The sequence below is a fragment of the Pseudomonas sp. RSB 5.4 genome (assembly GCF_037126175.1).
Lineage (GTDB): Bacteria > Pseudomonadota > Gammaproteobacteria > Pseudomonadales > Pseudomonadaceae > Aquipseudomonas > Aquipseudomonas fluorescens_H.
In genome coordinates, this window is sequence record NZ_CP146986.1 from 3,345,871 (window position 1) to 3,370,436 (window position 24,566).

The 24,566-nt window shown below is 60.0% G+C and carries 18 protein-coding genes; 11 read left to right on the plus strand and 7 right to left on the minus strand.

Annotated elements, in window-relative coordinates:
* Positions 1 to 437 precede the first annotated feature (437 nt).
* The 7 genes from V9L13_RS15005 to cmoB all read left to right on the plus strand — a co-directional run bounded on the left by V9L13_RS15005 (position 438) and on the right by cmoB (position 8,673).
* The gene (locus V9L13_RS15005; RefSeq protein ID WP_201136672.1) at positions 438 to 803 is read left to right on the plus strand and encodes a DUF6124 family protein; all 366 of its coding nucleotides are present in this window, start codon (positions 438 to 440) and stop codon (positions 801 to 803) included.
* Between the two features lie 743 nt (positions 804 to 1,546).
* Positions 1,547 to 2,848 carry an IS4 family transposase gene (locus V9L13_RS15010; protein WP_080593282.1) on the plus strand — a complete coding sequence of 434 codons (1,302 nt, stop codon included), beginning with the start codon at positions 1,547 to 1,549 and terminating at the stop codon, positions 2,846 to 2,848.
* Between the two features lie 215 nt (positions 2,849 to 3,063).
* Positions 3,064 to 5,481 carry an endopeptidase La gene (gene lon, locus V9L13_RS15015; protein WP_003227839.1) on the plus strand — a complete coding sequence of 806 codons (2,418 nt, stop codon included), beginning with the start codon at positions 3,064 to 3,066 and terminating at the stop codon, positions 5,479 to 5,481.
* Positions 5,482 to 5,699: 218 nt separating this feature from the next.
* Positions 5,700 to 6,092, plus strand: coding sequence for a protease inhibitor I42 family protein (locus tag V9L13_RS15020; RefSeq protein ID WP_201136671.1), 393 nt, complete (start codon positions 5,700 to 5,702; stop codon positions 6,090 to 6,092).
* A gap of 2 nt (positions 6,093 to 6,094) precedes the next feature.
* Positions 6,095 to 6,730, plus strand: a complete 636-nt coding sequence (locus tag V9L13_RS15025; RefSeq protein ID WP_338799926.1) for a lysoplasmalogenase — start codon at positions 6,095 to 6,097, stop codon at positions 6,728 to 6,730.
* Positions 6,731 to 6,940: 210 nt separating this feature from the next.
* Positions 6,941 to 7,720: a carboxy-S-adenosyl-L-methionine synthase CmoA gene (gene cmoA / locus V9L13_RS15030; protein WP_338802873.1), complete on the plus strand. Its 780-nt coding sequence runs from the start codon at positions 6,941 to 6,943 to the stop codon at positions 7,718 to 7,720.
* Positions 7,717 to 8,673: a tRNA 5-methoxyuridine(34)/uridine 5-oxyacetic acid(34) synthase CmoB gene (gene cmoB, locus V9L13_RS15035; protein WP_003227848.1), complete on the plus strand. Its 957-nt coding sequence runs from the start codon at positions 7,717 to 7,719 to the stop codon at positions 8,671 to 8,673. Before cmoA ends, cmoB begins: the two co-directional genes overlap by 4 nt.
* 113 nt (positions 8,674 to 8,786) lie before the next feature.
* Here cmoB and tadA read toward each other — a convergent pair whose 3' ends face one another.
* Positions 8,787 to 9,284, minus strand: coding sequence for a tRNA adenosine(34) deaminase TadA (gene tadA / locus V9L13_RS15040; protein WP_253151507.1), 498 nt, complete (start codon positions 9,282 to 9,284; stop codon positions 8,787 to 8,789).
* Entirely contained in the window at positions 9,284 to 10,660 is a 1,377-nt protein-coding gene (locus tag V9L13_RS15045; RefSeq protein ID WP_338799927.1) for a multicopper oxidase family protein, read from the minus strand. Before V9L13_RS15045 ends, tadA begins: the two co-directional genes overlap by 1 nt.
* Before the next feature lie 226 nt (positions 10,661 to 10,886).
* Between V9L13_RS15045 and V9L13_RS15050 the strand changes: the two genes are divergently transcribed.
* Positions 10,887 to 13,829 carry a membrane-targeted effector domain-containing toxin gene (locus V9L13_RS15050; protein WP_338799928.1) on the plus strand — a complete coding sequence of 981 codons (2,943 nt, stop codon included), beginning with the start codon at positions 10,887 to 10,889 and terminating at the stop codon, positions 13,827 to 13,829.
* A 140-nt stretch (positions 13,830 to 13,969) separates the two neighbouring features.
* On the opposite strand, the gene V9L13_RS15055 is transcribed toward V9L13_RS15050, so the two are convergent.
* On the minus strand, positions 13,970 to 14,497 hold the full coding sequence (locus V9L13_RS15055) for a hypothetical protein (RefSeq protein ID WP_338799929.1): 528 nt from the start codon (positions 14,495 to 14,497) through the stop codon (positions 13,970 to 13,972).
* A gap of 561 nt (positions 14,498 to 15,058) precedes the next feature.
* Between V9L13_RS15055 and V9L13_RS15060 the strand changes: the two genes are divergently transcribed.
* Entirely contained in the window at positions 15,059 to 17,131 is a 2,073-nt protein-coding gene (locus V9L13_RS15060) for a TerD family protein (RefSeq protein WP_338799930.1), read from the plus strand.
* A gap of 196 nt (positions 17,132 to 17,327) precedes the next feature.
* On the opposite strand, the gene guaA is transcribed toward V9L13_RS15060, so the two are convergent.
* The 4 genes from guaA to V9L13_RS15080 all read right to left on the minus strand — a co-directional run bounded on the left by guaA (position 17,328) and on the right by V9L13_RS15080 (position 22,057).
* Positions 17,328 to 18,905, minus strand: coding sequence for a glutamine-hydrolyzing GMP synthase (guaA, locus tag V9L13_RS15065; RefSeq protein ID WP_003227864.1), 1,578 nt, complete (start codon positions 18,903 to 18,905; stop codon positions 17,328 to 17,330).
* 99 nt (positions 18,906 to 19,004) lie between these two features.
* Positions 19,005 to 20,474, minus strand: coding sequence for an IMP dehydrogenase (gene guaB, locus V9L13_RS15070; RefSeq protein WP_003227866.1), 1,470 nt, complete (start codon positions 20,472 to 20,474; stop codon positions 19,005 to 19,007).
* 116 nt (positions 20,475 to 20,590) lie between these two features.
* Positions 20,591 to 21,139 carry a hypothetical protein gene (locus tag V9L13_RS15075; protein WP_027612124.1) on the minus strand — a complete coding sequence of 183 codons (549 nt, stop codon included), beginning with the start codon at positions 21,137 to 21,139 and terminating at the stop codon, positions 20,591 to 20,593.
* A 144-nt stretch (positions 21,140 to 21,283) separates the two neighbouring features.
* A complete protein-coding gene (locus V9L13_RS15080) occupies positions 21,284 to 22,057 on the minus strand; it encodes a sulfite exporter TauE/SafE family protein (RefSeq protein WP_338799931.1) in 774 nt (257 codons plus the stop codon).
* 100 nt (positions 22,058 to 22,157) lie between these two features.
* Here V9L13_RS15080 and V9L13_RS15085 point away from each other — a divergent pair, with 100 nt between their 5' ends.
* Together V9L13_RS15085 and xseA are read left to right on the plus strand one after the other, a co-directional pair.
* The gene (locus V9L13_RS15085) at positions 22,158 to 23,087 is read left to right on the plus strand and encodes a LysR substrate-binding domain-containing protein (protein ID WP_338799932.1); all 930 of its coding nucleotides are present in this window, start codon (positions 22,158 to 22,160) and stop codon (positions 23,085 to 23,087) included.
* Between the two features lie 99 nt (positions 23,088 to 23,186).
* A complete protein-coding gene (gene xseA / locus V9L13_RS15090) occupies positions 23,187 to 24,566 on the plus strand; it encodes an exodeoxyribonuclease VII large subunit (RefSeq protein WP_003227872.1) in 1,380 nt (459 codons plus the stop codon).

Below are 24,566 nucleotides of genomic sequence, written 5' to 3' on the forward strand. Positions count from 1 at the left end.
AACTCACTGAAAAACCTGTGGGAGCGGGCTTGCTCGCGAAGGCGGTGTGTCAGCCAATTAATTTGCCACTGACACACCGCTTTCGCGAGCAAGCCCGCTCCCACAATGGACGGTGTCCGTCCTACAGAAGCGCGTTACATGCGGGAGTTTTCTGACAAGTCGCGTCGGTTGTGCTTCGGAAGTCGGCTGGATAGGCTTTGAAGATCGCTGGAAATTCAGCGAACGGGCGTCGCGGCCTGATAACTGATGCATAATCGCCAACCTGACAGCACCTGCCGGTGCCTGTTGGTTGTTTCATGGCGGCTGTGCGCGGGATACCTTTCTAGGGAGGTATGCCGATTTCTCAGTTATCGGTCCGCGAACCCGCGTACAGCTGCCACCTCAGATTGCGTCGCGGCAATCGAAGGTAGCTCCACTTCACCAACTGAGAACTCATCATGATCAAACCCACACCGAATCCCCCCGAAACCTCCCCCTACGAATCCCTCGATTCCAGAAAACTCCACGACGCCGCCGAACGTGCGCTGGATCACTACCTGAAACCCTCCGCCGCCGCTGTGAGATTCCACAAACCCAGCAGCATGTTCCAGGTCGCCCCGGACATGGACAACGAAAGCCTGCTGGCCCACGCCTGCGAATCACTGGCCTCGGCGAGCATCATGACCAGCGACATCGCAGCCTATGTGGACAGCCCCCAGCGGCAGACGATTCTGGCGATCCAGCAGATCATCATGCTGGCTGAACTGGCGGTGAATCGGGTGCTGGATAATGTGGAAATCACCCAATCTGCAGCACACAGCTGAGCCATAGTGGGAGCGGGCTTGCTCGCGAAAGCGTCAGCACATCCAACACTTGCGGTGACTGACACACCGCTTTCGCGAGCAAGCCCGCTCCCACAGTGGAATTGGGTGAGTCAGTTAGAGATTGGTCGGCTCGTAGGCCGCCATCGCTGGCAAGCCAGCTCCCACATTTGGATTGGGTGCACGCAGTTGGAGATTGGTCGGCTCATAGGCCGCCATCGCGAGCAGGCTCACTCCTACAGTTGGAATGGGTGTGGTCAGGTGGAGATTGGTCGGCTCGTAGGCCGCCATCGCTGGCAAGCCAGCTCCCACAGTTTTGATTTGTGTATGCCCCATGCGGCGCAGCCGCCCCACTCAACACAATGAGCGCAAGCTCGAGTACCGCTTTTGATCTTGATCCACGGGCGACGTCGGAAGGCTGAGTGGAGGGATTGATCCGGGGGCGGGAGCGCAGCGACCGTTTGGCGCAGCCAAACACAGCGAGAGGAGGTGCAGCGAAGCAAACCGGAGGCGCTGCGCCCGGATCAATCCCGAAGCGAAGGGACCCCGAGCCCCAGCGAGCGGGCCGCACGCAGGAGCAAGCGTTTTTTGCTTACTTTTTTAGGCGCTTGTAAAAAAGTGAGTCGCCGTAAGGGCCATCCCTTTCAAGGTCTTAGGTAAAATCCCCTGAAATTTCAGTCAGGGATCCCCCGAAGATGTGGACCGATGTTCTAGCTCGATTCGAAAAAAAAGCACCTGCCAGCGTCATGGCCAAGTTGGCGCTGGAGCAGGCTATTGCTCCTGAGTGGGTCGATCAGGTCTTCGAAGAACATCGGCAACGGCAGTATTCTCGTGAACTACTGTTCTCGACCATCATCAAGCTGATGTCCCTTGTTTCATTGGGTTTGAAGCCATCCCTGCACGCCGCCGCTCGGCAACTGGAAGATCTTCCTGTCAGCTTGGCAGCCCTCTACGACAAGATCAGTCGTACCGAACCTGCTCTGTTGCGCGCGCTGGTCACAGGCTGTGCACAACGCCTGACCCCAACCATCAAAGAGCTGGGTTGCACCACGATGCTGCCGGGCTGGCAGGTTCGGGTGGTGGACGGCAACCACTTGGCATCCACTGAGAAACGTCTGGGCGCTCTACGCCACGAGCGGGGTGCCGCTCGTCCTGGCTTTTCGGTGGTTGTCTACGACCCCGATCTCGATCAGGTCATCGACCTTCAGGCATGTGAGGATGCCTACGCAAGCGAGCGTATTTGTGTGCTGCCTCTATTGGCTGATGCCGAGCCGGGCCAGGTGTGGCTGGCTGATCGACTCTACTGCACGCTCCCGGTTATGGAAGCTTGTGAGCAGGTCCAGACATCCTTTGTCATTCGTCAGCAAGCCAAGCACCCACGCCTGATTCAAGAGGGTGAGTGGCAAGAGCCCGTAGCTGTGGAAACAGGCACTGTGCGCGAGCAGATCATCCACGTCAGAGGCGGTTACCAATGGCGGCGCGTGGAACTGACGCTTCATTCGCCAACAGACTCGGGTGACAGCAGCTTGATGTTCTGGAGCAATCTACCTGAGAGCATCAGTGCACAGCAGATCGCAGAACTCTATCGCCGCCGCTGGAGTATTGAGGGCATGTTCCAGCGACTGGAAGCGATCCTGGAAAGTGAAATCGAAACCCTTGGCAGCCCAAAGGCTGCCTTGCTCGGGTTCGCTACTGCGGTATTGGCATACAACGTCCTGGCCGTACTCAAACGAAGTGTCGAACAAGCCCATCGCGACACCCAGCCTGAAGGCTGGGAAGCCTCGACCTACCACTTGGCGGTCCAGGTCAGGAGTGGTTATGAGGGAATGCAGATTGCGCTGCCCTCGGAGTACCTTCCCGTTATCCCTGCGGAAAAACTGGCTCAGCGCTTGTTGGAACTAGCCAGAAACATCCAGCCAAAACAAGTTGCGAAAAGCCCCCGAGGCCCCAAGGTGCCCAAGCCCAAAACGTGGGTCCAAGGCACAGCGGTGCATGCTCATGTTTCAACGGACAGGGTAATCAAGGCCGCCAAAACGAAAAGACCTTGAAAGGGATGGCCGTAAGGGCGAAACCCTAAGTAGCCGTTACCAAAAAAACGGATATGTACACAAAAAACCAAGAACCTGGTCGGCCCAAAGGCCGCCAAGTCCAAAGCGAGCCCCCTGTCAAAACCCTGAACACACAAGCAGAAACACCCACCCCCATTGAAACCACCCAAAGCCTGCCCCATCTAAGACCCATACCCCATTGCGCAGGTGCCCCAATGAGCGACCAGCAAGAATTCCCGGACAACCCCGACGACTACACCGAAGCTGACCACATCGAACACCACTCCACCGGCAAAGGCCTCGCCCTGCCCGGCCAGAACCTGCCGGACAAGGTCTACGTCATCCCGATCCACAATCGCCCGTTCTTCCCGGCCCAAGTGCTGCCGGTCATCGTCAACGAAGAACCCTGGGCCGAAACGCTCGATCTGGTGAGCAAATCCGAACACCACTCCCTGGCCCTGTTCTTCATGGACACGCCCCAGGAAGACCCGCGCCACTTCAACACCAAAGCCCTGCCGCAATACGGCACGTTGGTGAAGGTGCACCACGCCAGCCGTGAAAACGGCAAACTGCAGTTCGTCGCCCAGGGCCTGAGCCGCGTACGCATCAAGACCTGGCTCAAGCACCATCGTCCACCGTACCTGGTGGAAGTCGAATACCCGCACCAGCCGACCGAGCCGACCGATGAGGTCAAGGCCTACGGCATGGCGCTGATCAACGCGATCAAGGAACTGCTGCCGCTGAACCCGTTGTACAGCGAAGAGCTGAAGAACTACCTCAACCGCTTCAGCCCCAACGATCCGTCGCCGCTGACCGACTTCGCCGCCGCCCTGACCTCCGCCACCGGTTCCGAGCTGCAAGAAGTGCTCGACTGCGTGCCGATGCTCAAGCGCATGGAAAAAGTCCTGCCGATGCTGCGCAAGGAAGTTGAAGTCGCGCGCCTGCAGAAAGAGATCTCCGCCGAGGTCAATCGCAAGATTGGCGAGCATCAGCGCGAGTTCTTCCTCAAGGAACAACTCAAGGTCATCCAGCAGGAACTCGGCCTGACCAAGGACGACCGCAGCGCCGACCTTGAACAATTCGAGCAACGCCTGGAAGGCAAAGTCCTGCCGGCGCAGGTACAGAAACGCCTCGAAGAGGAAATGAACAAGCTGTCGATCCTCGAAACCGGATCGCCGGAGTACGCGGTCACCCGCAACTACCTCGACTGGGCGACCTCGGTGCCGTGGGGCGTGTACGGCGAGGACAAACTCGACCTCAAGCACGCGCGCAAGGTGCTCGACAAACACCACGCCGGCCTCGATGACATCAAGGATCGCATCCTCGAATTCCTCGCCGTCGGTGCCTACAAAGGCGAGATCAGCGGCTCGATCGTGCTGCTGGTCGGCCCGCCGGGCGTGGGTAAAACCAGCGTCGGCAAGTCCATCGCCGAATCCCTCGGCCGACCGTTCTACCGCTTCAGCCTCGGCGGCATGCGTGACGAAGCCGAGATCAAGGGCCACCGCCGCACCTACATCGGCGCGCAGCCGGGCAAACTCGTCCAGGCGCTGAAAGACGTCGAAGTGATGAACCCGGTGATCATGCTCGACGAGATCGACAAGATGGGCCAGAGCTACCAGGGCGACCCGGCCTCGGCGCTGCTGGAAACCCTCGACCCGGAGCAGAACGTCGAATTCCTCGACCACTACCTCGACTTGCGCATGGACCTGTCGAAAGTCCTGTTCGTGTGCACCGCCAACACCCTGGATTCGATTCCCGGCCCGTTGCTGGACCGGATGGAAGTGATTCGCCTGTCGGGCTACATCACCGAAGAAAAAGTCGCCATCGCCAAGCGCCACCTGTGGCCGAAGCTGCTGGAAAAGGCCGGCGTATCCAAGGCCAGCCTGAGCATCAGCGACAGCGCGCTCAAAGCCTTGATCGACGGTTACGCCCGTGAAGCCGGGGTGCGCCAACTGGAAAAACAGATGGGCAAACTGGTGCGCAAAGCGGTGATGAAGCTGATCGACGACCCGAAAGCGGTGATCAAGCTTGGCCCGAAAGATCTGGAAGCCTCGCTGGGCCATCCGGTGTTCCGCAACGAACAAGTGCTGTCCGGCACCGGCGTGATCACCGGTCTGGCCTGGACCAGCATGGGCGGCGCGACCCTGCCAATCGAAGCAACGCGAATTCACACGCTCAATCGTGGCTTCAAACTCACCGGGCAACTGGGTGATGTGATGAAAGAGTCGGCGGAGATCGCCTACAGCTACGTCAGCTCGCACCTGAAATCGTTCGGCGGCGATCCGAAGTTCTTCGATGAAGCCTTCGTCCACCTGCATGTGCCGGAAGGCGCGACACCGAAGGACGGCCCAAGCGCCGGCGTGACCATGGCCAGTGCCCTGCTTTCGCTCGCACGCAACCAGGCGCCGAAAAAAGGCGTGGCGATGACCGGCGAACTGACCCTGACCGGGCATGTGCTGCCGATTGGCGGGGTCCGCGAGAAAGTCATCGCGGCGCGGCGGCAGAAGATTTTCGAGCTGATCCTGCCCGAACCGAACCGCGGTAACTTCGAAGAACTGCCGGACTATCTGAAGGAGGGGATTACCGTGCACTTTGCCAAGCGCTTTGCGGATGTGGCGAAAGTGCTGTTCTGACAGTTATCTAAGGCCTGACACACCGCCTTCGCGAGCAAGCCCGCTCCCACATTGGTTGTGTGGTGATCACAAATCCTGTGTTCATCACAAAACCCTGTGGGAGCGGGCTTGCTCGCGAAGGCGTCTGTAGCGACACCGCAGAACCGCCCGACGGTCACACTTTGTCTCATCTTCAGTTATGCTCGCCGTTCGTCGCCAACACCGGAGCCACTGAGCCTATGTCCCCCACTCGCCTGTTCGTCCCCCTCGCCCTTTCCCTGCTGGCCGCCTGCGCCACGCAGCCGAAACAGAATGTGACCGTGGAAAAACAGAGCGAATGCCCCGTGCGGCTGACCAACGGACAAAACCTGATCGTGATGCTGCCAAGCAATCCGACCACGGGTTATCGCTGGGCGATTCAGGATTCGGCGGGCGGTGTGCTCCATGCCCTCAGCCCCGAGGTTTACAGCAGCCCGAAAGATTCCGGCATGGTCGGCGCGGGCGGTTTTTCCACCTGGCGCTTCCAGGCCTTTGCCACCGGCACCGGCCGCCTGCGCCTGACCTCGCAGCAACCTTGGGAGCCCGAAGTAACACCAGTTGAAACCTTCGACTGCGCCATCTCGGTGAACTGAACGTGGGCTGGCTGATTCTGGCGTTGATGGGCGCGGTGACCTTTCTCTACGGCGTGAGCACCCATGCGGCGCTGTTGTGCCTGTTGGTCAAACCGTTGCCGGTGCTGGCCCTGCTCGGCTGGCTACACGATGCGCCACCCAGCGACTATCGGCGCTGGATCAGTCTGGGGCTGATTTTCTCGTTGCTCGGTGACGTGTTGCTGGCGTGGCCGGGGGATTTGTTCGTGTTTGGCCTGGGTGCGTTTCTGGTTGCGCACCTGGCGTACCTCAAGGCTTACCTCAGCGATTGCAAGCGTCTGGCGCTCTTGCCGCTGGTGCTCGCGCTCGGCGTGGGCGCGGTGCTGCTGGGGCTGCTGATTTCCAGCGGTCTTGGGCCATTGCTGGTGCCGGTGGTCGTCTACGGCACCGCGATCAGCGCCATGCTCTGGCGCGCCCTCGCCCGCCTCGGCACCGACGTGCCCAAGCGTTCGGCGCTCTTGGCGGCGGCGGGTGCGGTGGCGTTCGTATTCTCCGACAGTGTGATCGGCATTGATCGCTTCGTATCGCCATTCCACGCGGCCCCATACGTCATCATCCTCAGCTACTGGCTGGGCCAGTGGGGGATTGCCGCTTCGGCGTTTTCCCCCGCCAAACGATGAAACCGTTGTGGCGAGGGAGCTTGCTCCCGCTCGGCTGCGCAGCAGTCGTAAAACCTGAGTACGCGGTATACCCGCAGTATCGCGTGCCCCGGAATTGGGGTCGCTTCGCAACCCAGCGGGAGCAAGCTCCCTCGCCACAGGTATGTGTTTCAGGTTTGCTTGCAGCGGTTTATCAGACAACCCAAGCATCCCGACGCCACTTTGGCTAAAATGCCGGCCTTTTCCACCGACACCGCCGGAACCGCCGTGAGCAAAGAACCCGATCGCATTTTCGCCCAGCCGATGGCCCAGGTGCCTGACTTCGCCTTCAACGAGGACGTGGTGCGGGTGTTCCCGGACATGATCAAGCGCTCGGTGCCGGGTTACCCGACCATCGTCGAAAACCTCGGCGTGCTCGCCGCGCAGTTCGCCCAACCAAACAGTGTCCTTTACGATCTCGGCTCATCGCTCGGCGCGGTGACTCAGGCCCTGCGCCGTCACGTGCGCACCGACGGTTGCCGGGTGATCGCGGTGGATAACTCGGCGGCGATGGTCGAACGCTGCCGTGAATACCTCAACGGTCAGGATTCGATGTTCCAGGAGTTGCTGCCGGTCGAAGTGATCGAAGGCGACATTCTCGCGCTCGAATTCAAACCGGCCTCGGTGGTGGCGCTGAACTTCACCCTGCAATTCATCGCCCCGGAACAGCGCACCGCGTTGCTCTCGCGTATCCGTCAATCGCTGCTGCCCGGCGGCGCGCTGATTCTGTCGGAGAAGCTGCGCTTCAACGATGCGCAAGAGCACGCGCTGCTCACCGATCTGCACGTCGCGTTCAAACGCGCCAACGGCTACAGCGAACTGGAAATTGCCCAGAAGCGCAGCGCCATCGAAAACGTCATGAAGCCCGACAGCCTCGAAGAACACCGCGAACGCCTGCTGGCCGCCGGGTTCTCGAAAGTCGTGCCGTGGTTCCAGTGTCTTAACTTTGCCTCGTTGATTGCCTTGCCATGATTGATCTGTCCCCCCTCGCCCGCCGTCTGGCCGGCACGCCGCTGGCCGACTGGGCCAACACCCTGCAAGGGCAACTCGACAAGAAAATGGAGAAAGGCCACGGCGATCTGGAGCGCTGGCAGAGTGCGCTGGACGCGTTGCCGAAGATCCAGCCGAGCGAAGTCGATCTGCTCAACGGCCTGAAACTCGACACCGATTGCGACGATGAAACCCGTGCACAAATGCGCACCGCACTGATGGGCCTGTCGCCGTGGCGCAAGGGGCCGTTCGACCTGTTCGGCGTGCACGTCGACACCGAATGGCGCTCGGACTGGAAGTGGTCGCGGGTCGCTCCGCATCTGGATCTGAAGGGCAAACGCATCCTCGATGTCGGTTGCGGCAACGGTTACTACATGTGGCGCATGCTCGGCGCCGGTGCCGACAGCGTGATCGGCGTCGATCCGAACTGGCTGTTCTTCTGCCAGTTCCAGGCCGTGCAGCGTTATCTGTCCGAGCCGAACGCGTGGCACTTGCCGTTCCCGTTCGAAGACCTGCCGCCGAACCTGGAAGGCTTCGATACGGTGTTCTCGATGGGCGTGTTCTACCACCGTCGTTCGCCGATCGAGCATTTGCTGGCGCTCAAGGATTGCCTGGTCAAGGGCGGCGAACTGGTGCTGGAAACCCTGGTGGTCGAAGGCGACAAGCATCAGGTGCTGGTGCCGGAAGATCGTTACGCGCAGATGCGCAACGTGTGGTTCCTGCCATCGGTGCCGGCGCTTGAGTTGTGGCTGCGCCGAGCAGGCTTCACCGATATTCGTTGTGTCGACGTCAGCATGACGACAGTCGATGAACAACGAGGCACCGAATGGATGAAGTATCAGTCGCTGAGTGACTTCCTTGATCCCGAGGACCACAGCAAGACCATCGAAGGGCTGCCGGCGCCGATGCGGGCGGTGATTGTCGCGAAGAAATAACCCAATCTCCTGTGGGAGCGGGCTTGCTCGCGAAAGCGGTGTGTCAGGCAACATTTTAATCGCCTGACACACCGCTTTCGCGAGCAAGCCCGCTCCCACATTGGGTGTTGTGTTTATTCAGATGGCTTTGCACGCCGGGCGCGGAAGAATTCGGTCAGCACCGCCCCACACTCCTCAGCCAGCACTCCCCCCTCATACAACACTCGGTGATTCAAAAATCCCTGGGTAAAAAACTGTCCCTGACTCTGCACAATCCCGGCCTTCGGCTCCAATGCGCCATACACCACCCGCGCAATGCGTGAATGCACGATCAGCCCGGCGCACATGCTGCACGGTTCCAGCGTCACGTACAGCGTGCTGCCGGGCAGGCGATAGTTGTTGATGGCCTGGGCAGCGGCACGGATCGCGACCATTTCCGCGTGGGCACTCGGGTCGCTGGTGGTGATCGGGCAGTTGTAGCCACGCCCGATGATCTCGCCGTTCTGCACCAGCACCGCGCCCACCGGCACTTCGCCGAGGGTTGCGCCTTGGGCAGCAAGCTCCAGGGCTTCGCGCATGAAATCGCGGTCACGGCTGCGGTCGATGATCGCGGCGGGGCGAATCTGACGCATCACTTCACCTCGATGGCGGCCATCAGGCCGGTTTCCATGTGGTCGATCACATGGCAATGGAACATCCACACCCCCGGGTTATCCGCCACCAGCGCCACTTGCGCACGCTCGTTCTTGCCCAGCAGATAAGTGTCGGTGAAGTACGGAGTAATCTTGTGCCGGTTCGACGCAATCACCTTGAAGCTCATGCCGTGCAGGTGAATCGGGTGCTGATACTGGGTCATGTTCTTCAGTTCGAAGATGTAGCTCTGGCCCAGCTTCAGGCTGGCAATCGGCCGATCGGCGCAGGTCTTGTCGGTGATGTCCCAGGCCTTGCCGTTGATCTGCCACAGGCTCGGCGGTTTGCCGTTGTCGACATTCACCGACACCGAACCGACCCATTCGAAATTGAAGTTGAGTTTCTCGGCATTCGCCAGATCCGGCTCGGCCACCGGGTTGGCGGGCAAGGCTTTCGGCCACTCGGTCGGCGCATCGTTATTGGCCACCGAGCGCAAAGTCCCCAGACGCACCGGGCCATTGCGCAGCGACAACTCTTCACCGGCCGGCGGCGCCTTGATCGCCAGGCAAATACGCATGCCCGGGCCGAGCCAGTATTCCTTGCCCAGCGGCCGCGGCTCGACCGGGTTGCCGTCCAGCGCATAAATCTGCGCTTCGACGCCGGGGATGTTGATGCGATAGGTCAGGGTGTTGTCGAGGTTGAGCAAACGCACCCGGGTGATCTGCCCCGCCGGCAACTCGATCACCGGCGATGGCAGGCCGTTGATGGTCGACAGCCGCCCCGCCGTACCGCCACGCGCCGCTTCGCGCGGAACACTGAACTCGACGAAATGACCCTCATCGTCGATGTGCCAGTTCTTTAGACTCAGGGTCTTTTCGTACTTGAATCCGGTCGGTTCGCGCTCTTCGACGATCAGCGGCCCGACCAGTCCGCGCCCCAGCTCTTCGCTGCTGCTGACGTGCGGGTGATACCAGTAGCTGCCGGCGTCCGGTACGCGGAATTTGTAATCGAAGTATTCACCGGGCAGCACCGGCAATTGCGAGACGTACGGCACACCGTCCATCTCCAGCGGCAGACGGATGCCGTGCCAGTGGATGGTGGTCGCCACCGGCAGGTGGTTGATGAAACGCACCCGCAGCCACTCGCCCTGACGCACGCGCAGTTCAGTGCCCGGCGCCGACGGGCCGAACGCCCACGCCTCGGTCTTGTGCCCTGGCACCAATTCAACGTCCAGTGGCGCCGCAATCAGCTCGTAGTCGTGGCCCGCGTCAGCATCGGCCATCTTGCCCAGCCAGTAGCGCGACGCGCCTCCTGCTCCGACACCAACGACAACAAGACCGGCCAGGCCACCGAGGATTTGGCGACGGGTAAAGGACATGAACTCAACTACCTCACGTATCTGCGTCGGGCACCGGGCCCGCAAAAGGCAAATACGATACACCTGCAATTGCGAAACAGTAAGGGCAGCGCGGCGGATGGACGCAGTTGCACCCAGCGCGTACACGATTTCGAGCGCTCAAGTGACATAACTATGTAGTGCACATGCATCGAACAGCCGGGCGATCCTGTGCCACCCGTTTCTCATGGATAGAGAGTTCAACCACATGCCAAGCCCGATGCCCAACGCCGCCGACAAGGCCGCGCTCAAGGCGATTGCCGCCACCGTCATCCAGACCTGCCCGAGCCTGCAGGATGCCGCTCGACAGGTCGCCAACGACTTGCAGAGCAAATACCAGGTTCACGGCCTCGACCCGGATCAAGTGTATTTCCACCGCTTCGACGCCTCGCAAAGCAGTTCGAAAGCCTTCACCGGCTGGGAGCATGTGCACGCCACGCCCACTTCAAGCATGACCCTGACCCAACTGGTGATTCAGCGCTTCCGCGTCGCCGATCAGGACAACGCCGACCTGCTCGATGTCTATGGCGGCTTCTACACTGCCGGTCCCGATGCCCGCACCTTCGATGAGCGCAATGAAGTGCGCCTGCACGGCAACGACGTACTCAAGGACTTCTGGAGCATCGATTTCAGCGCGCTGTACGACGATCAGCTGAACGCATTCTGGAACACCAGCGGCAGCGACTTTCGTACCCTGGCCAAGTGCAACTTCCTGATCAAAGCGCTGCAGGCGCGGGACAAACGTCAGCTGAGTGACGAGGATTTCCTGTTTGTCACGCAAGCGATAATCGGCCCGCTGACGTGGCCAGTCAGTCTGCCAATACTGCAGACCCAACACCCTTGCCCGGACAGCGTGCGCACGCTGGATCTGACCGGTTACGCCGCCATCAACATCCTGCGTTTCGTCGCCCCCCAAGGTCGGCAGATCCTGTACCTGCCCGGTGCAAACGATGCGTTTGCAGTACTGGAAACCACCACTGACCTGCACTTCTGGATCCTGCAGCGGATGAACACACCCGCCGCGCGCGAGACATTCCTTGCGCATTTCTCGCTGGCCGATCGGCAGCAGATCAACGCCAACCTTGGCGACCTGATGAATCGCCTGGTGGCCACGTGGGGCCGCTACGATCACTCGATGATCAATCAGGACAACCGCGCGGTCAGCGGCGACGCCTTCACCTGGCTGAGTGACTCGACCCGCGCGGCGATGTTTGCCGAGGCCAGCCTGTCCCTGACCTCCAACGGTGAGCTGCGCAAGAAGCTGTGGATCGGCTACCTCAGCGCCGGGGTCAAGGTGTTCGGGCCAATGGCCGTGGTCGGCTGGCCAATCGCATTGCCGGTGATCGGCGCCAGCATCGCCAACATGAGCCTGAACATCGATCAGGCGGTCAATGGCAAAACCGCCACCGAGCGCAAAGCCGGGATTGTCGGTGCGGTGCTCAGCGGCATCGACATGCTGTTCAACCTGCTGGCACTCAAGGGGCCGGGATCGCTGGCCGAGGTCGGCCCCGAAGTGGATGCCGCCGAGGCAGCGGAGATGGCCGACCTGACCGATAAAGTCGGGACGCCGATGGGTGGGCCTCAGCCGACGATTGCCACGCCCCTGATTGAAGACACCCCGCGCCCGGTCATTCCGCCGAGCTGGCAAGCCAATGAGTTGCTCGACGGTATTACGCCGGTGAGCGAACCCGGAAAATTCCAGGGCATTTATCTGCTCGATTCGAACCCCTCAACCGCCATCCTGATGGACGACACCGCCTATTACGTACGCTACGAAGCCGACATCAACGGCAGCGGACACTGGGCGGTCATCGATCCTGGGAACCCCCACGGCTTTACTCGCTCGATCCCGGTACGCCTGAACCCTGAGGGTGAATGGGAAACCATGCCCCGCGCAGGACTCAGCGGCGGCGGCAAGTTTTCGGGCCTGGCCGGATCGAGCAGCCGCAACCCGGTGGCCGCCCTGCCCGCCTCGCAATACGACGTACCCGCACCGCTCAAGGCGCATCTGGAGGAAGGCGCAGCGGGACTGAATGACGAAGCCCTGCGTGACTTCTACGACAGCTTGAACGAGTTCGATGCCTACCGCGATTTCAAGGTCATCCGCAAACGCCTGTATCGCGACGCGCTGGATTTTTACAGCACCTTGCGCCTGCCCGATCGTCCTCCGGTGCCCGCTCTGGCGGCGAACGCGACTGCTGAGGAGATCATCGAAAAAATTCTCGAACATGCCCGAGGCATGGTGCTCGGCGAGAGCCACACGGCCATCGGCAGCAAGCAATGGCTGATCGAGAACATGCAATTGCTCGCCAGCAAACAGGTGAAGAGCCTGTATATGGAACACCTGCTGACCGACTTCCATCAAGCCGCGCTGGATGAGTTCTTCCGCACCGGCAACATGCCGCAAAAACTCGAGGCTTATCTCAAGGCACTCGACGTCGGCAACATGACCGATCCGCTGGAGCGCTACACGTTTCTGGAACTGGTCAAGGAAGCCAGAAAGCAGGGGATCCATGTACAAGCCATCGATTGCATGGCGAGTTACCGACTCAACGGCATGGACTTGCCATTGGGCAACAACACCGCGCGGCAGAAAATGATGAATTACTTCGCCCGCCTGGTGATCCGAGCTGACCAGTCCGCACGCGGCGCGCACAAATGGGTGGCGCTGATGGGCAACTCTCACTCCAACACTTTTGATGGGGTTGCCGGCGTCAGCGAACTGGAAGAGGCGATCGGTATACGCGTCGAGGATGTCGCCGAAGGAACTTCACGGGGCATTGAAGTCGATCCCGGGAGAATCCTGCCGTTGGGCGGTACGGCGCACGATCGTTCCGCGTTGGTCAGAGGCGACTTGCGCCTGCAAATCGAAACACCCTGGACCGCGCACACCATGACCGAATTCGAAACTCTGCTGCCGCGCTACGGCATGTACTCCCTGAAGCAGCAACCCAACATGACCTTCATCGTCCATCGCAGTCGCACGCGAGAGCTGGTACGGACCATCATCGAGACCGACGGCACGCGCTTCTACATCGAACGCCCCGGCTGGCCTTCGGTGAGCGGTAAACGCTACCCGAGCATGAAAGCGCTGCTGCAGGCACTGGATGACATGGGCATGCAACTGGGCGGCTGGTCAAAACCGCTGTAACGCAAAAACGCAAAAAGCCGTGTGAAACGCATTTCACACGGCTTTTCGGTTGCAGCGATCAAGCCTCTAAGGCTTGCGCGGGATCAATTCGGTTGGCTCGACTGGTCGCAGTTACCAGTCGTTGAACCGTGCAGAATCAATCAACGTGCAACGCTGTAGTTCTGGACAACATCGTTTTCAAAATAGATGGTCAAAACAATGCCTTGGCGCGTGGTTTTGCCACTGGTCACGCTGCCCACCTCATTCAATGTTCCCTGCGCATTGGAGACATGGGACGAAACCTGTGCAATTTGGCCACCTGTCTCGGGCGATACGAATCTGTGGGCGAGATTCATATACTTCTCGACCCCTTCCTCGCTCTTCACATAAGTCCAGTTAGTTATAGTGTCCGAGTCTGCCGACTCCTGCATGGGAGGACCAAATAACTGGGATATCTGGCTCTTGGTGGTCTTGCCACGAATGATGGTGGTCTTTAGATAAGCTTCGTCATATTTCTTCGCACCTACACCATTGGGATTCAACGATCCCATTAAATCGTTTGAGTTTGCGCAGCCGATTAAAAGTCCCGCCATCAGACACAGCGCAATTCCGTTTCTAAACGCTTTTCCATGTGTTGGCGACATACGCTTACCTGCATGTATTTCACGAATTATGGAGATGACGAGCAACGGAGCTCGACGCGATGTTGTTGATCAACACGCATGACTTTGTTATCCGTCAAGACAGTGGCTGTACTTCAGTCAATAGAAGACGCTTCCAGATTAGGGAGCGAAGATCGACTTAGCTATAGGGCAAGTGTGCTATTGCCGGATGGCCGTGATTGCCAAAAACGCCAAAGCCAAAAACCAGAAAGCCCGCAATTACGCGGGCTTCAAGGTGTTTGTTGCTAGTGGGGGCCGGTCAATGCCGGCTTGGAAAGTCACCGCTCTTGAAGCCACAGTTGGCCAATAACGCCAATATCCGCCTGGATGATAGACAAGCGACTTGTCGTTCATCCCCCGTTCATATCGTGAATCAGCTTGTTACCGTTGAGAGAAGCAACGACCTGACAAAAAGCGAAAACCTTACGTAGAATGCCTCCGTGGCTATGGAACACCTTCCTTCTAACCCCCTATGAACTAGGGGTTCCGCTCTCCACACCGCGCCTGCTTCTAGCAGGCGTTTTCATATCAGTTGCAGGCATGATGCTGCGGCTCGCTCACGACGACGACCCAAGGAGAAAATCAAGCATGAATCAGGAGCTATTCCTGCGTCGCCGTAGCAAAGTTCACGTACCGATGGGTACTGGCGGTGCAACCCGCGCTCAGGTCGCGTCGGCTATCCGGGAGGTCGCGGCGTTCCGGTGTGTACTATCAGAAACGCTGATAGAGCAGATCGGCATGTTGTCACCGACAGAGCTCAAGCACTGGTTGCATGGCATTGTTGAAATCCTTCGGCGGAGGAGTGGCGCGCATGTGCATCACCGGCCGTTCTATCCTGACTTTCCAGAACAGGTTCTGAGGGCCACAGAGGCGGAGTTGTATCTTAACGCGGTCATACATTACCTCACGCTTAGGCGCCTACCACCGACTGAAGAATCTCGACCTCCACTGCTTGAAGGCAACTTCATACACTGGGTTATTGAACCGGGAAGCGTCCATGAGTTCGAGTCACTGCTCGAGCCGCTGGTTTCATCACGCACTTCACTTTCCGAAGAGGAAACGGCTGATGTTGTCTGGTTCGTCAGGGAGTACAAAAGTGATGTTTTCCGTCTGCTGCCCGAGGCCATCCCTTTCCGGGAGATACGTGCACAGGTTGGCGGCGCACTTATCCTGCATGTAGCCGGTGACGCACGGGTGGACGCATTCCTGGAGCGCAACGTCGAAACGGCGACGGATGTGCTGCGACTCGCGGTCGCCCTGAGTGGAGGTGACGTGTCACTTGCGACAGCTACGACACGTTTCAAAGCGATGAAGCGCTCAATGCGCCGTCTGTTATTACGCCTGCTCGACTCGATACCCAATGCTACAGAAGATGTGATGCGCCACGCCGAGCGCTGGAAGCGTCTGGCTGAAGTGCTGCATCCGGGCGACTACGCCGATAAGTACCCACGAGCACTCGGCGCGATCACGGCTGCGCGCCGCGACGAAGCGCCAGCCACCTTTGGTTCACGTGTCGAAACACTGCTGGCCCAGCGCGACATCGCCACGCTCACGCCCTTACTGCAGAGCCGTCCCGGTGAATTCGCACGACGGCTGGACGTGAGCCTGCGACGCGCGACGAACCCCGAGTCGGTTCTCGACGCATTCGAGGCTGTTGCAACACAAGTGTCCTCACCTGTCCTGCTGCAGTTGCTCGCCCAAGTACGCGCTCCACGCCCCCTGTCCCTGCGCGCCTTCACCCCAAAAGGCGCATTCGCCAAGGTCTATGGCATCAAGGATCACCGCGAACCTCTTAACGCCGAAGTGTTGGCTCGCGCAGCCCGAATCTGCGAAAACGCGCTTGTATCGCGTTTTGCATCGCTGCCGCCACTCGGTCGCTGTTTCATCGATCCCGCATTACGCGAATACAAGGTGCCGCTGGCGCAGCGTGCATCGTCGAAATCGCTACGTACGCTGGTGCGAGGCAGTCGGTTGCCTATGCCTGATGCACGCTTCATTCGCCTGTTCTTGTGGTGGAAGAATGGCACCGGGCGCACGGATATTGACTTGTCCGCCGCTTTTTTCGACGCCGACTTCGTATTCAAGCAAACGGTCGCGTACTACAACCTGAAGGATTTCGGCGGTTGCCACAGCGGCGACATCACCGACGCGCCCGACGGCGCTTCGGAGTTCATCGACCTCGATGTAGATGCCCTCGTCGACAGAGGTATTCGCTACGTCGTCACGTCCATCAACTCATACACCACACAACCGTACTGCGATCTTCCAGAATGTTTCGCTGGCTGGATGGCCCGCACCGATACGGCATCGGGTGAAGTATTCGAGCCGCGAACCGTGTTCGACCGTGTCGATATCGCATCCGACACAATTATCTGTCTGCCCTTCGTGATGGATTTACAGGAACGACGCACGATTTGGGCCGATCTGGGACTCACTTCGTCGCCGCGGTGGAACAACGTCGGGAACAATCTCAGTGGGGTATCGTTGATGCTTCGGGCCTTGGTTCATACGCCACGGCCGGATTTGGCAACGCTGTTCGACTTGCATGTACGAGCACGCGGGGAACGAGTTGCTTCGCCGGAGCAAGCAAATGCAGTGTTTGCGCCTGAGCAAGGGATAACACCGTTCGATACAGATTTGATTCGATCACAGTTTCTCTGATACGTACGCCAGTCTTAGCGATCGATTGAGAACCACGCCCCTAGCTCCAGTGCTCCAGTGCTCCCACCAAAAATGCCAGCAAGTCTCACTGAGTAGCCGTTCGCTCCGAAGCACTAATAGAACCCCAAAAAAAACGCCTGGTGTATAAGCACCAGGCGTTTTTTGTTTCAACCGATCCGCCCTGAGGCCGAGGGCATTATTCCCACTCAATCGTCGCTGGCGGCTTGCTCGACACGTCGTAGGTGACGCGGGAGATGCCCTCGATTTCATTGATGATGCGGCCGGATACGGTTTCCAGCAGTTCGTAAGGCAGGTGCGCCCAACGTGCGGTCATGAAGTCGATGGTTTCCACGGCACGCAGGGCCACGACCCAGGCGTAACGACGGCCGTCGCCGACCACGCCAACCGATTTCACTGGCTGGAACACCACGAAGGCCTGGCTGACCTTGTGGTACCAGTCGGCTTTGCGCAGTTCTTCGATGAAGATGTGGTCGGCACGACGCAGCAGGTCGGCGTATTCCTTCTTCACTTCGCCGAGGATGCGTACGCCCAGACCCGGGCCCGGGAACGGGTGACGGTAGACCATGTCGTACGGCAGGCCCAGTTCCAGACCCAGACGACGGACTTCGTCCTTGAACAGTTCGCGCAGTGGCTCGACCAGTTTCAGGTTCATTTCTTCCGGCAGGCCGCCCACGTTGTGGTGCGACTTGATCACGTGCGCCTTGCCGCTTTTCGCGCCAGCCGACTCGATCACGTCCGGGTAGATGGTGCCTTGCGCCAGGTACTTGATGTTGTCCAGCTTGCAGGATTCGGCATCGAACACGTCGATGAAGGTACGGCCGATGATCTTGCGCTTCTTCTCCGGGTCGGCTTCGCCGGCCAGGTTGTTCAGGAACTGCTCTTCCGCGTTGGCGCGGATCACCTTGACGCCCATGTTCTCGGCGAACATGGCCATCACTTGCTCACCTTCGTGCAGACGCAGCAGACCGTTGTCGACGAAGACGCAGGTCAGTTGATCGCCAATGGCCTTGTGCAGCAGCGCCGCAACCACCGAGGAGTCAACGCCGCCGGACAGACCCAGCAGCACGTTGTCGGTGCCGACCTGTGCGCGGATGTTGGCGATGGCGTCTTCAGCGATCTTCGACGGAGTCCACAGGGCTTCACAGCCGCAGATGTCGAGCACGAAGCGCGAAAGGATGCGACCGCCCTGCTTGGTGTGGGTCACTTCCGGGTGGAACTGCACGCCGTAGTAAGCGCGTTCGTCGTTGAACATGCCGGCGATCGGGCAGCTTGGGGTGCTGGCGAGGATGTGGAAGTCTTCCGGCATCTTGGTGACCTTGTCACCGTGGCTCATCCACACGTCGAGACCGAACAGGCCGTCGGCGTCGATGTGGTCTTCGATGCCGTCGAGCAGGCGGCTCTTGCCGACCACGTCAACGCGGGCGTAACCGAACTCACGCAGCTCGGAACCTTCAACCTTGCCGCCCAGTTGCTCGGCCATGGTCTGCATGCCGTAGCAGATACCGAAAACCGGCACGCCCAGGTCAAACACCGCTTGCGGGCAGCGCGGGCTGTTGGCTTCGTGTACGGACTCGGGGCCGCCGGCGAGAATGACGCCTTTAGGCGCGAATTCGCGGATCGCCTCTTCGTCCATGTCGAACGGGTGCAGCTCGCAGTACACACCGATCTCGCGCACGCGGCGGGCAATCAGTTGGGTGTATTGCGAACCGAAGTCGAGGATCAGGATGCGGTGAGCGTGAATGTCGAGGGCCATGATTCAGTCTCGTCTAAGTAATTCAGAAACAGTCGTGATTCAGAAACAACTCGGGGCTGAATAAAACAGCCCCGGTTGCTTAACGATTTGCTTGAAGCATCAACCTACGCGGTAGTTTGGCGCTTCCTTGGTGATCTGCACGTCGTGAACGTGGGATTCGGCCATACCGGCACCGGTGATCCGCACGAACTCCGGCTTGGTGCGCATTTCTTCGATGTCGGCGCTGCCGGTGTAACCCATCGAGGAACGCAGACCGCCCATCAACTGGTGGATGATCGCGGTCAGGGTGCCTTTGTACGGCACACGGCCTTCGATCCCTTCCGGAACCAGTTTCTCGGCGCCTGCCGAGGAGTCCTGGAAGTAACGGTCGGAGGAACCTTGAGCCTGGGACATGGCGCCCAGCGAACCCATGCCGCGATAAGCCTTGTACGAACGGCCCTGGAACAGTTCGATCTCGCCCGGCGCTTCTTCAGTACCGGCGAACATCGAGCCCATCATCACGCAGGATGCACCGGCCACGATGGCCTTGGACAGGTCACCGGAGAACCGGATGCCGCCGTCGGCGATCAACGGCACGCCAGTGCCTTCAAGGGCAGCGGCGACGTTGGCGATGGCACTGATTTGCGGCACACCAACACCGGCGACGATACGGGTGGTGCAGATCGAGCCAGGGCCGATACCGACCTTGACTGCGTCGGCGCCAGCTTCGGCCAGAGCCTTGGCGGCAGCGCCGGTGGCGATGTTGCCGCCGATCACCTGCACTTCAGGGAAATTCTCTTTGACCCAGCGAACGCGGTCGATCACACCTTTGGAGTGACCGTGTGCGGTGTCGACCACCACCACGTCCACACCGGCGTTGACCAGCGCAGCAACGCGGTCACCGGTGTCTTTACCGGTACCGACAGCTGCGCCAACGCGCAGACGACCTTGATCGTCCTTGCTGGCCAGCGGGTAGGCTTTGGCTTTTTCGATGTCTTTGACGGTCATCATGCCTTTGAGGGCAAACTTGTCATCGACGATCAGAACTTTTTCCAGACGGTGCTTGTGCAGCAGCTCGCGGACTTCGTTCTTGTTGGCGCCTTCACGGACGGTGACCAGACGCTCTTTAGGCGTCATCACTTCACGTACAGTGGCTTCCAGACGAGTTTCGAAGCGTACGTCACGGGAAGTGACGATGCCGACCAGGTCGCCATCGTGCAGCACCGGAACGCCGGAGATGTTGTGCATGCGGGTCAGTTCGAACAGATCACGTACCGTGGCATCAGCCTCGATGGTGATCGGATCCTTGACGACGCCGGCTTCGAACTTCTTGACCTTACGCACTTCGGCAGCTTGCTGCTCGATGGTCATGTTCTTGTGGATGATACCGATACCACCTTCCTGAGCCATGGCGATTGCCAGACGGGCTTCAGTGACGGTGTCCATGGCGGCAGAAACCAGAGGAATATTCAGCTCGATGCCACGGGTAAGGCGGGTCTTGAGACTGACTTCGTTAGGAAGCACCTCGGAATAACCGGGCACTAGGAGAATGTCGTCGAATGTCAGAGCTTCTTGGCTGATACGCAGCATCGCGGGGGCTCCCGAGCGGGAAAATGGAAGCGCGCCATTATAGTCAGACACCCCCTGCTGTTCAACGTAAAACTCTGTCTATTATCGATGTTACTGATGTACGGGAACCGCGGCCGCTACAGCTCCACCTTGACCCAAGAGACAGGTTGATCCAGCCAATCGGCGAACTCATCGATAAAGCTCTGCTTGAAACCGGCTTCCAGCCAGTTGTTGAAGATGAAGCCGAGGTTGGAAAACGCACATTCCTGCAAGAACAGAAAGCCGTTGATGTCGTCTTCATGCCCGCATTCCGGGCAGGTGAAGTTGTCGGTGCGGCCTGGAAACCAGTCTTCCAGACTCTCGAACAGCGCTTCGCCGACTTCGCGGCGGCACTCGGCGCACCCGGCTTCTTCGAGAAAACCCTTGGCCGGGGTGTAGATGCAGCGCTTGACGATGATCTCCAGGCCATTGATCGGTTCACCGAAAGGCAGTGCCTCGGGATGCAGTACCACCGCACGCGCGCCGTCGGCAATCGCATGGGCCATGCGGTTGCCGGTGCGGCCGCAGGTAGTCAGCTGTTCTTCGATGATGTTCTTGCGCACCAGCCAGCGCACGATCGCCCGGGCCCGGGGTTCGTGGACCGGCAGGGTGGAGATTTTCGGGACGATGATGCTTTGCGAATTCATGGAAAGTCCTGCGGTATGGCTTCTGACGCCTTCGCGAGCAAGCCCGCTCCCACATTGAAATGCAATTCCCTGTGGGAGCGGGCTTGCTCGCGAAGGGGCCCTGAAGGCCGGCAGCTTAATCCCTGACGAAATCCGGTCAAGTGCTCACGCCACACTAATAATGTAGCGCCCGATCAACGCAATCCCGCTCGCCAGCACCAGCCAGGTCACCAGCCGCACGAACGCCTCGCGCGACAGACGCATGGTCAACCGCCGCCCGATCCACAACCCCAGCGCCATGGCCGGCAACAGACACAGCGCCAGCATCAACAAGGGTAGCTCGGCATACACCCCGGCGATGGCGAACAGGCTCAAACGCACCACCGTGCTGCAACTGATCAGCGCACTTTGCGTGGCCCGCGCCGCATCTTTCGGCAAACGGCTGTTGAGATAGATCGCATATAAGAAGCCGCCGCTGCCAAACAGCGCGCCAAACAGCCCGCCCACCGTGCCCATCGGCAGCGCCCATGCGGCGGACAGCTGCGTCGGTCGGGCTTTGACCCACAGGCTGTAAATCGCGTAAGCACTGATGAACAGCCCCATCAACAGCAGCAACAGATCGGATTTGAGGTTAAGCAGGAAAATCACCCCCAACGTGCATCCCACCGCCATGCACGGCAACAGCCGCAACAACTCGGGTTTCGCCACGTCCCGGCGCGAAGGCAGCAGATTGCCGAACGCCGCGACGAAATCCAGCAGCACCAGCAGCGGCACGATTTTCGACAACGGCATGAACAGAATCAGAATCGGCCCCGCCACCAGTGCGGTACCGAATCCGGCAATCCCGAAGACGATATAGGCCAGTGCGATGCCCAGCCCGATCACCGCCCAGCCGCCCGCGCCCCACGTCCACTCGCTCAACAACCCCACCACGCTCATCGGTCCGCTTCCTTTATAAGCCTGTGATGACTTTAGCCAGCGCCAAGCCTTGCGACTAATATGATCAAAGTCGCTCACTCATCTCGAAAAGGCATACCTGGTGCTTTCAACCCGTCAACTGCGCTATTTCGTGGAAATCGCCGAATGCGGCAGCTTCAGCGCCGCGGCTGAACGCTTGTTCATCGCGCAGTCGGCGCTGAGCCGGCAGATCAAGGACATGGAAGCGCGCCTGCAAACCCCGCTATTCGAACGCACCGCACGCCAGCCCCGACTCACGGCGGCAGGTGAGGCGTTTTTGCCGCGGGCCAGAAACCTGCTCAACGAGCTGAGCAAAGCCAGCGCGATGGCGACCGAAGTCGGTAACGGGCAATTGGGTACTGTGCGTCTGAGTCATTCCAGCACCGTGTCGATCAGCGGGCACTTATTACGTCGGATCAGCACTTATCTCGATCAGCAGCACGGCGTGTCGCTGGACATCGGCAAACTGTCCTCCGAGGCGCAGCTTGAGGAACTCGCCGAAGGACGTCTCGACATTGGTCTGTTGCGCCTGCCGGTGTTGCGTCAGCGTGAGGGCATTCAGGTTGTGCATCTGTTCACCGAGCGCCTGCTGTTGGCGGTACCGAGCGATCATCCGCTGGCCGATTCATCCGCTGTCGAACTGGCGCAACTGAAGGACGAAGCGTTCATCTCGATCCCGCATCCGCAGCGCGGCGGACTCAGTTATTTGTGCGCTGACCTGTGCATGCGTCAGGGCTTTTTCCCCAAAGCCGCGCGGGTGATGTCGCGCAAGACCACGCAGTTGCAGCTGATCCAGGCTGGATTCGGGATTGCCCTGCTGCCCGAGTCGATGCAGGACATCGCGCCCAGCGGCGTACGATTTCTACCGCTGAGTGATGCCGATTGCCAAAGCACCGTCGCCCTCGCCTATCGCCAGAATCCCACGCCACTGGTGCAACACTTCATCAATATGTTCACAAAACCCTGTGGGAGCGGGCTTGCTCGCGAAAGCGACGTGTCAGTCGAAACTTGATTTGCCTGCCACACCGCTTTCGCGAGCAAGCCCGCTCCCACAATTGGTTTTGTGTTGGGTCATGGTGATCGGTAGGCGAATGCCTTTAAACTGCGCCCCATGATTAAAGATCCCTTTGCAAGACTTGGCCTGGACCGTGAAGTCCTGACCGTCAGCCAGCTCAACGGCCGCGCGCGGGTGTTGCTCGAAGACGTGTTCAGCAACATCTGGGTCGAAGGCGAAATCTCCAACCTCGCCCGCCCGGCGTCCGGCCACGTGTATTTCACCCTCAAGGACAGCGGTGCGCAGGTGCGTTGCGCGCTGTTTCGCAATAATGCGGCACGGGTGCGTCAGGCGCTGAAGGACGGCTTGGCCGTGAAAGTGCGCGGCAAGGTCTCGCTGTTCGAAGGGCGCGGCGACTATCAGCTGATTCTCGACACCGTGGAGCCGGCCGGCGACGGCGCGCTGCGCCTGGCCTTCGATGCGCTGAAAGAAAAACTCAGCGCCGAAGGCCTGTTCAGCGCCGAACGCAAAGTGCCGCTGCCGGCGCATCCGCAACGCATCGGCATCATCAGTTCGCCGACCGGCGCGGTGATTCGCGACATCATCAGCGTGTTCCGCCGCCGGGCGCCGCAGGTGCAACTGACGCTGATTCCGACCGCCGTGCAGGGGCGCGAAGCCACCGCGCAAATCGTCCGCGCGCTGAAACTGGCCGACGCCCGTGGTTTCGACGCGCTGATCCTCGCCCGCGGCGGTGGTTCGCTGGAAGACCTCTGGTGCTTCAACGAAGAAGCCGTGGCCCGCGCGGTCGATGCCTGCGTGACGCCGATCGTCAGCGCGGTCGGGCACGAAACCGACGTGTCGATCAGTGATTTCGTGGCTGACGTGCGCGCCCCAACGCCCTCCGCTGCCGCCGAATTGCTGGCCCCGGATTCGAGTCACCTGATCCGTCAGGTCGAAAGCCTGCACCGACGTCTGGTGATGCGCATGCGCGACCGTTTGATGCGCGATCGCCTGCGCCTCGAAGGCATGGCCCGCCGTCTGCGTCATCCCGGCGAACGCCTGCGTCAGCAAGCGCAACGCCTGGATGACCTGGACATGCGCCTGCGCCGGGCGTTCGAGCGCCAGCTCAATACCCGCCGCGAACGCCTGATCCGTCTGGAAACCCGCCTCGCCGGGCAACACCCGGGACGCCAACTGGCGATGCTGCGCCAACGCCTCGACAGCCTCGCCGAACGCCTGCCGCGAGCCATGCGCGAAGGCCTGAAAAACCGTCGCCTGCAACTGCACAGCCAGATGCAGACGCTGCATGTGGTCAGTCCGCTGGCGACGCTTGGCCGCGGTTACAGCATTCTGCTGGATGAACGTGGCCAGGCGATCCGCAACGCCGCGCAGACCCACAACGGGCAGCGCCTGAAGGCCAAACTCGGCGAAGGCGAACTGCAAGTGCGCGTCGAGGACAACCACCTGACGCCTGTCACCCTCTCTTTACTGGACTGA

Coding starts and splice junctions, on each gene's coding strand:
- V9L13_RS15005 (WP_201136672.1), top strand. CDS start 438: ATGATCAAACCCACACCGAATCCCCCCGAAACCTCCCCCTACGAATCC.
- V9L13_RS15010 (WP_080593282.1), top strand. CDS start 1,547: ATGGCCAAGTTGGCGCTGGAGCAGGCTATTGCTCCTGAGTGGGTCGAT.
- lon (WP_003227839.1), top strand. CDS start 3,064: ATGAGCGACCAGCAAGAATTCCCGGACAACCCCGACGACTACACCGAA.
- V9L13_RS15020 (WP_201136671.1), top strand. CDS start 5,700: ATGTCCCCCACTCGCCTGTTCGTCCCCCTCGCCCTTTCCCTGCTGGCC.
- cmoA (WP_338802873.1), top strand. CDS start 6,941: ATGCCGGCCTTTTCCACCGACACCGCCGGAACCGCCGTGAGCAAAGAA.
- cmoB (WP_003227848.1), top strand. CDS start 7,717: ATGATTGATCTGTCCCCCCTCGCCCGCCGTCTGGCCGGCACGCCGCTG.
- tadA (WP_253151507.1), bottom strand. CDS start 9,284: ATGCGTCAGATTCGCCCCGCCGCGATCATCGACCGCAGCCGTGACCGC.
- V9L13_RS15045 (WP_338799927.1), bottom strand. CDS start 10,660: ATGTCCTTTACCCGTCGCCAAATCCTCGGTGGCCTGGCCGGTCTTGTT.
- V9L13_RS15050 (WP_338799928.1), top strand. CDS start 10,887: ATGCCAAGCCCGATGCCCAACGCCGCCGACAAGGCCGCGCTCAAGGCG.
- V9L13_RS15060 (WP_338799930.1), top strand. CDS start 15,059: ATGAATCAGGAGCTATTCCTGCGTCGCCGTAGCAAAGTTCACGTACCG.
- guaA (WP_003227864.1), bottom strand. CDS start 18,905: ATGGCCCTCGACATTCACGCTCACCGCATCCTGATCCTCGACTTCGGT.
- guaB (WP_003227866.1), bottom strand. CDS start 20,474: ATGCTGCGTATCAGCCAAGAAGCTCTGACATTCGACGACATTCTCCTA.
- V9L13_RS15075 (WP_027612124.1), bottom strand. CDS start 21,139: ATGAATTCGCAAAGCATCATCGTCCCGAAAATCTCCACCCTGCCGGTC.
- V9L13_RS15080 (WP_338799931.1), bottom strand. CDS start 22,057: ATGAGCGTGGTGGGGTTGTTGAGCGAGTGGACGTGGGGCGCGGGCGGC.
- xseA (WP_003227872.1), top strand. CDS start 23,187: ATGATTAAAGATCCCTTTGCAAGACTTGGCCTGGACCGTGAAGTCCTG.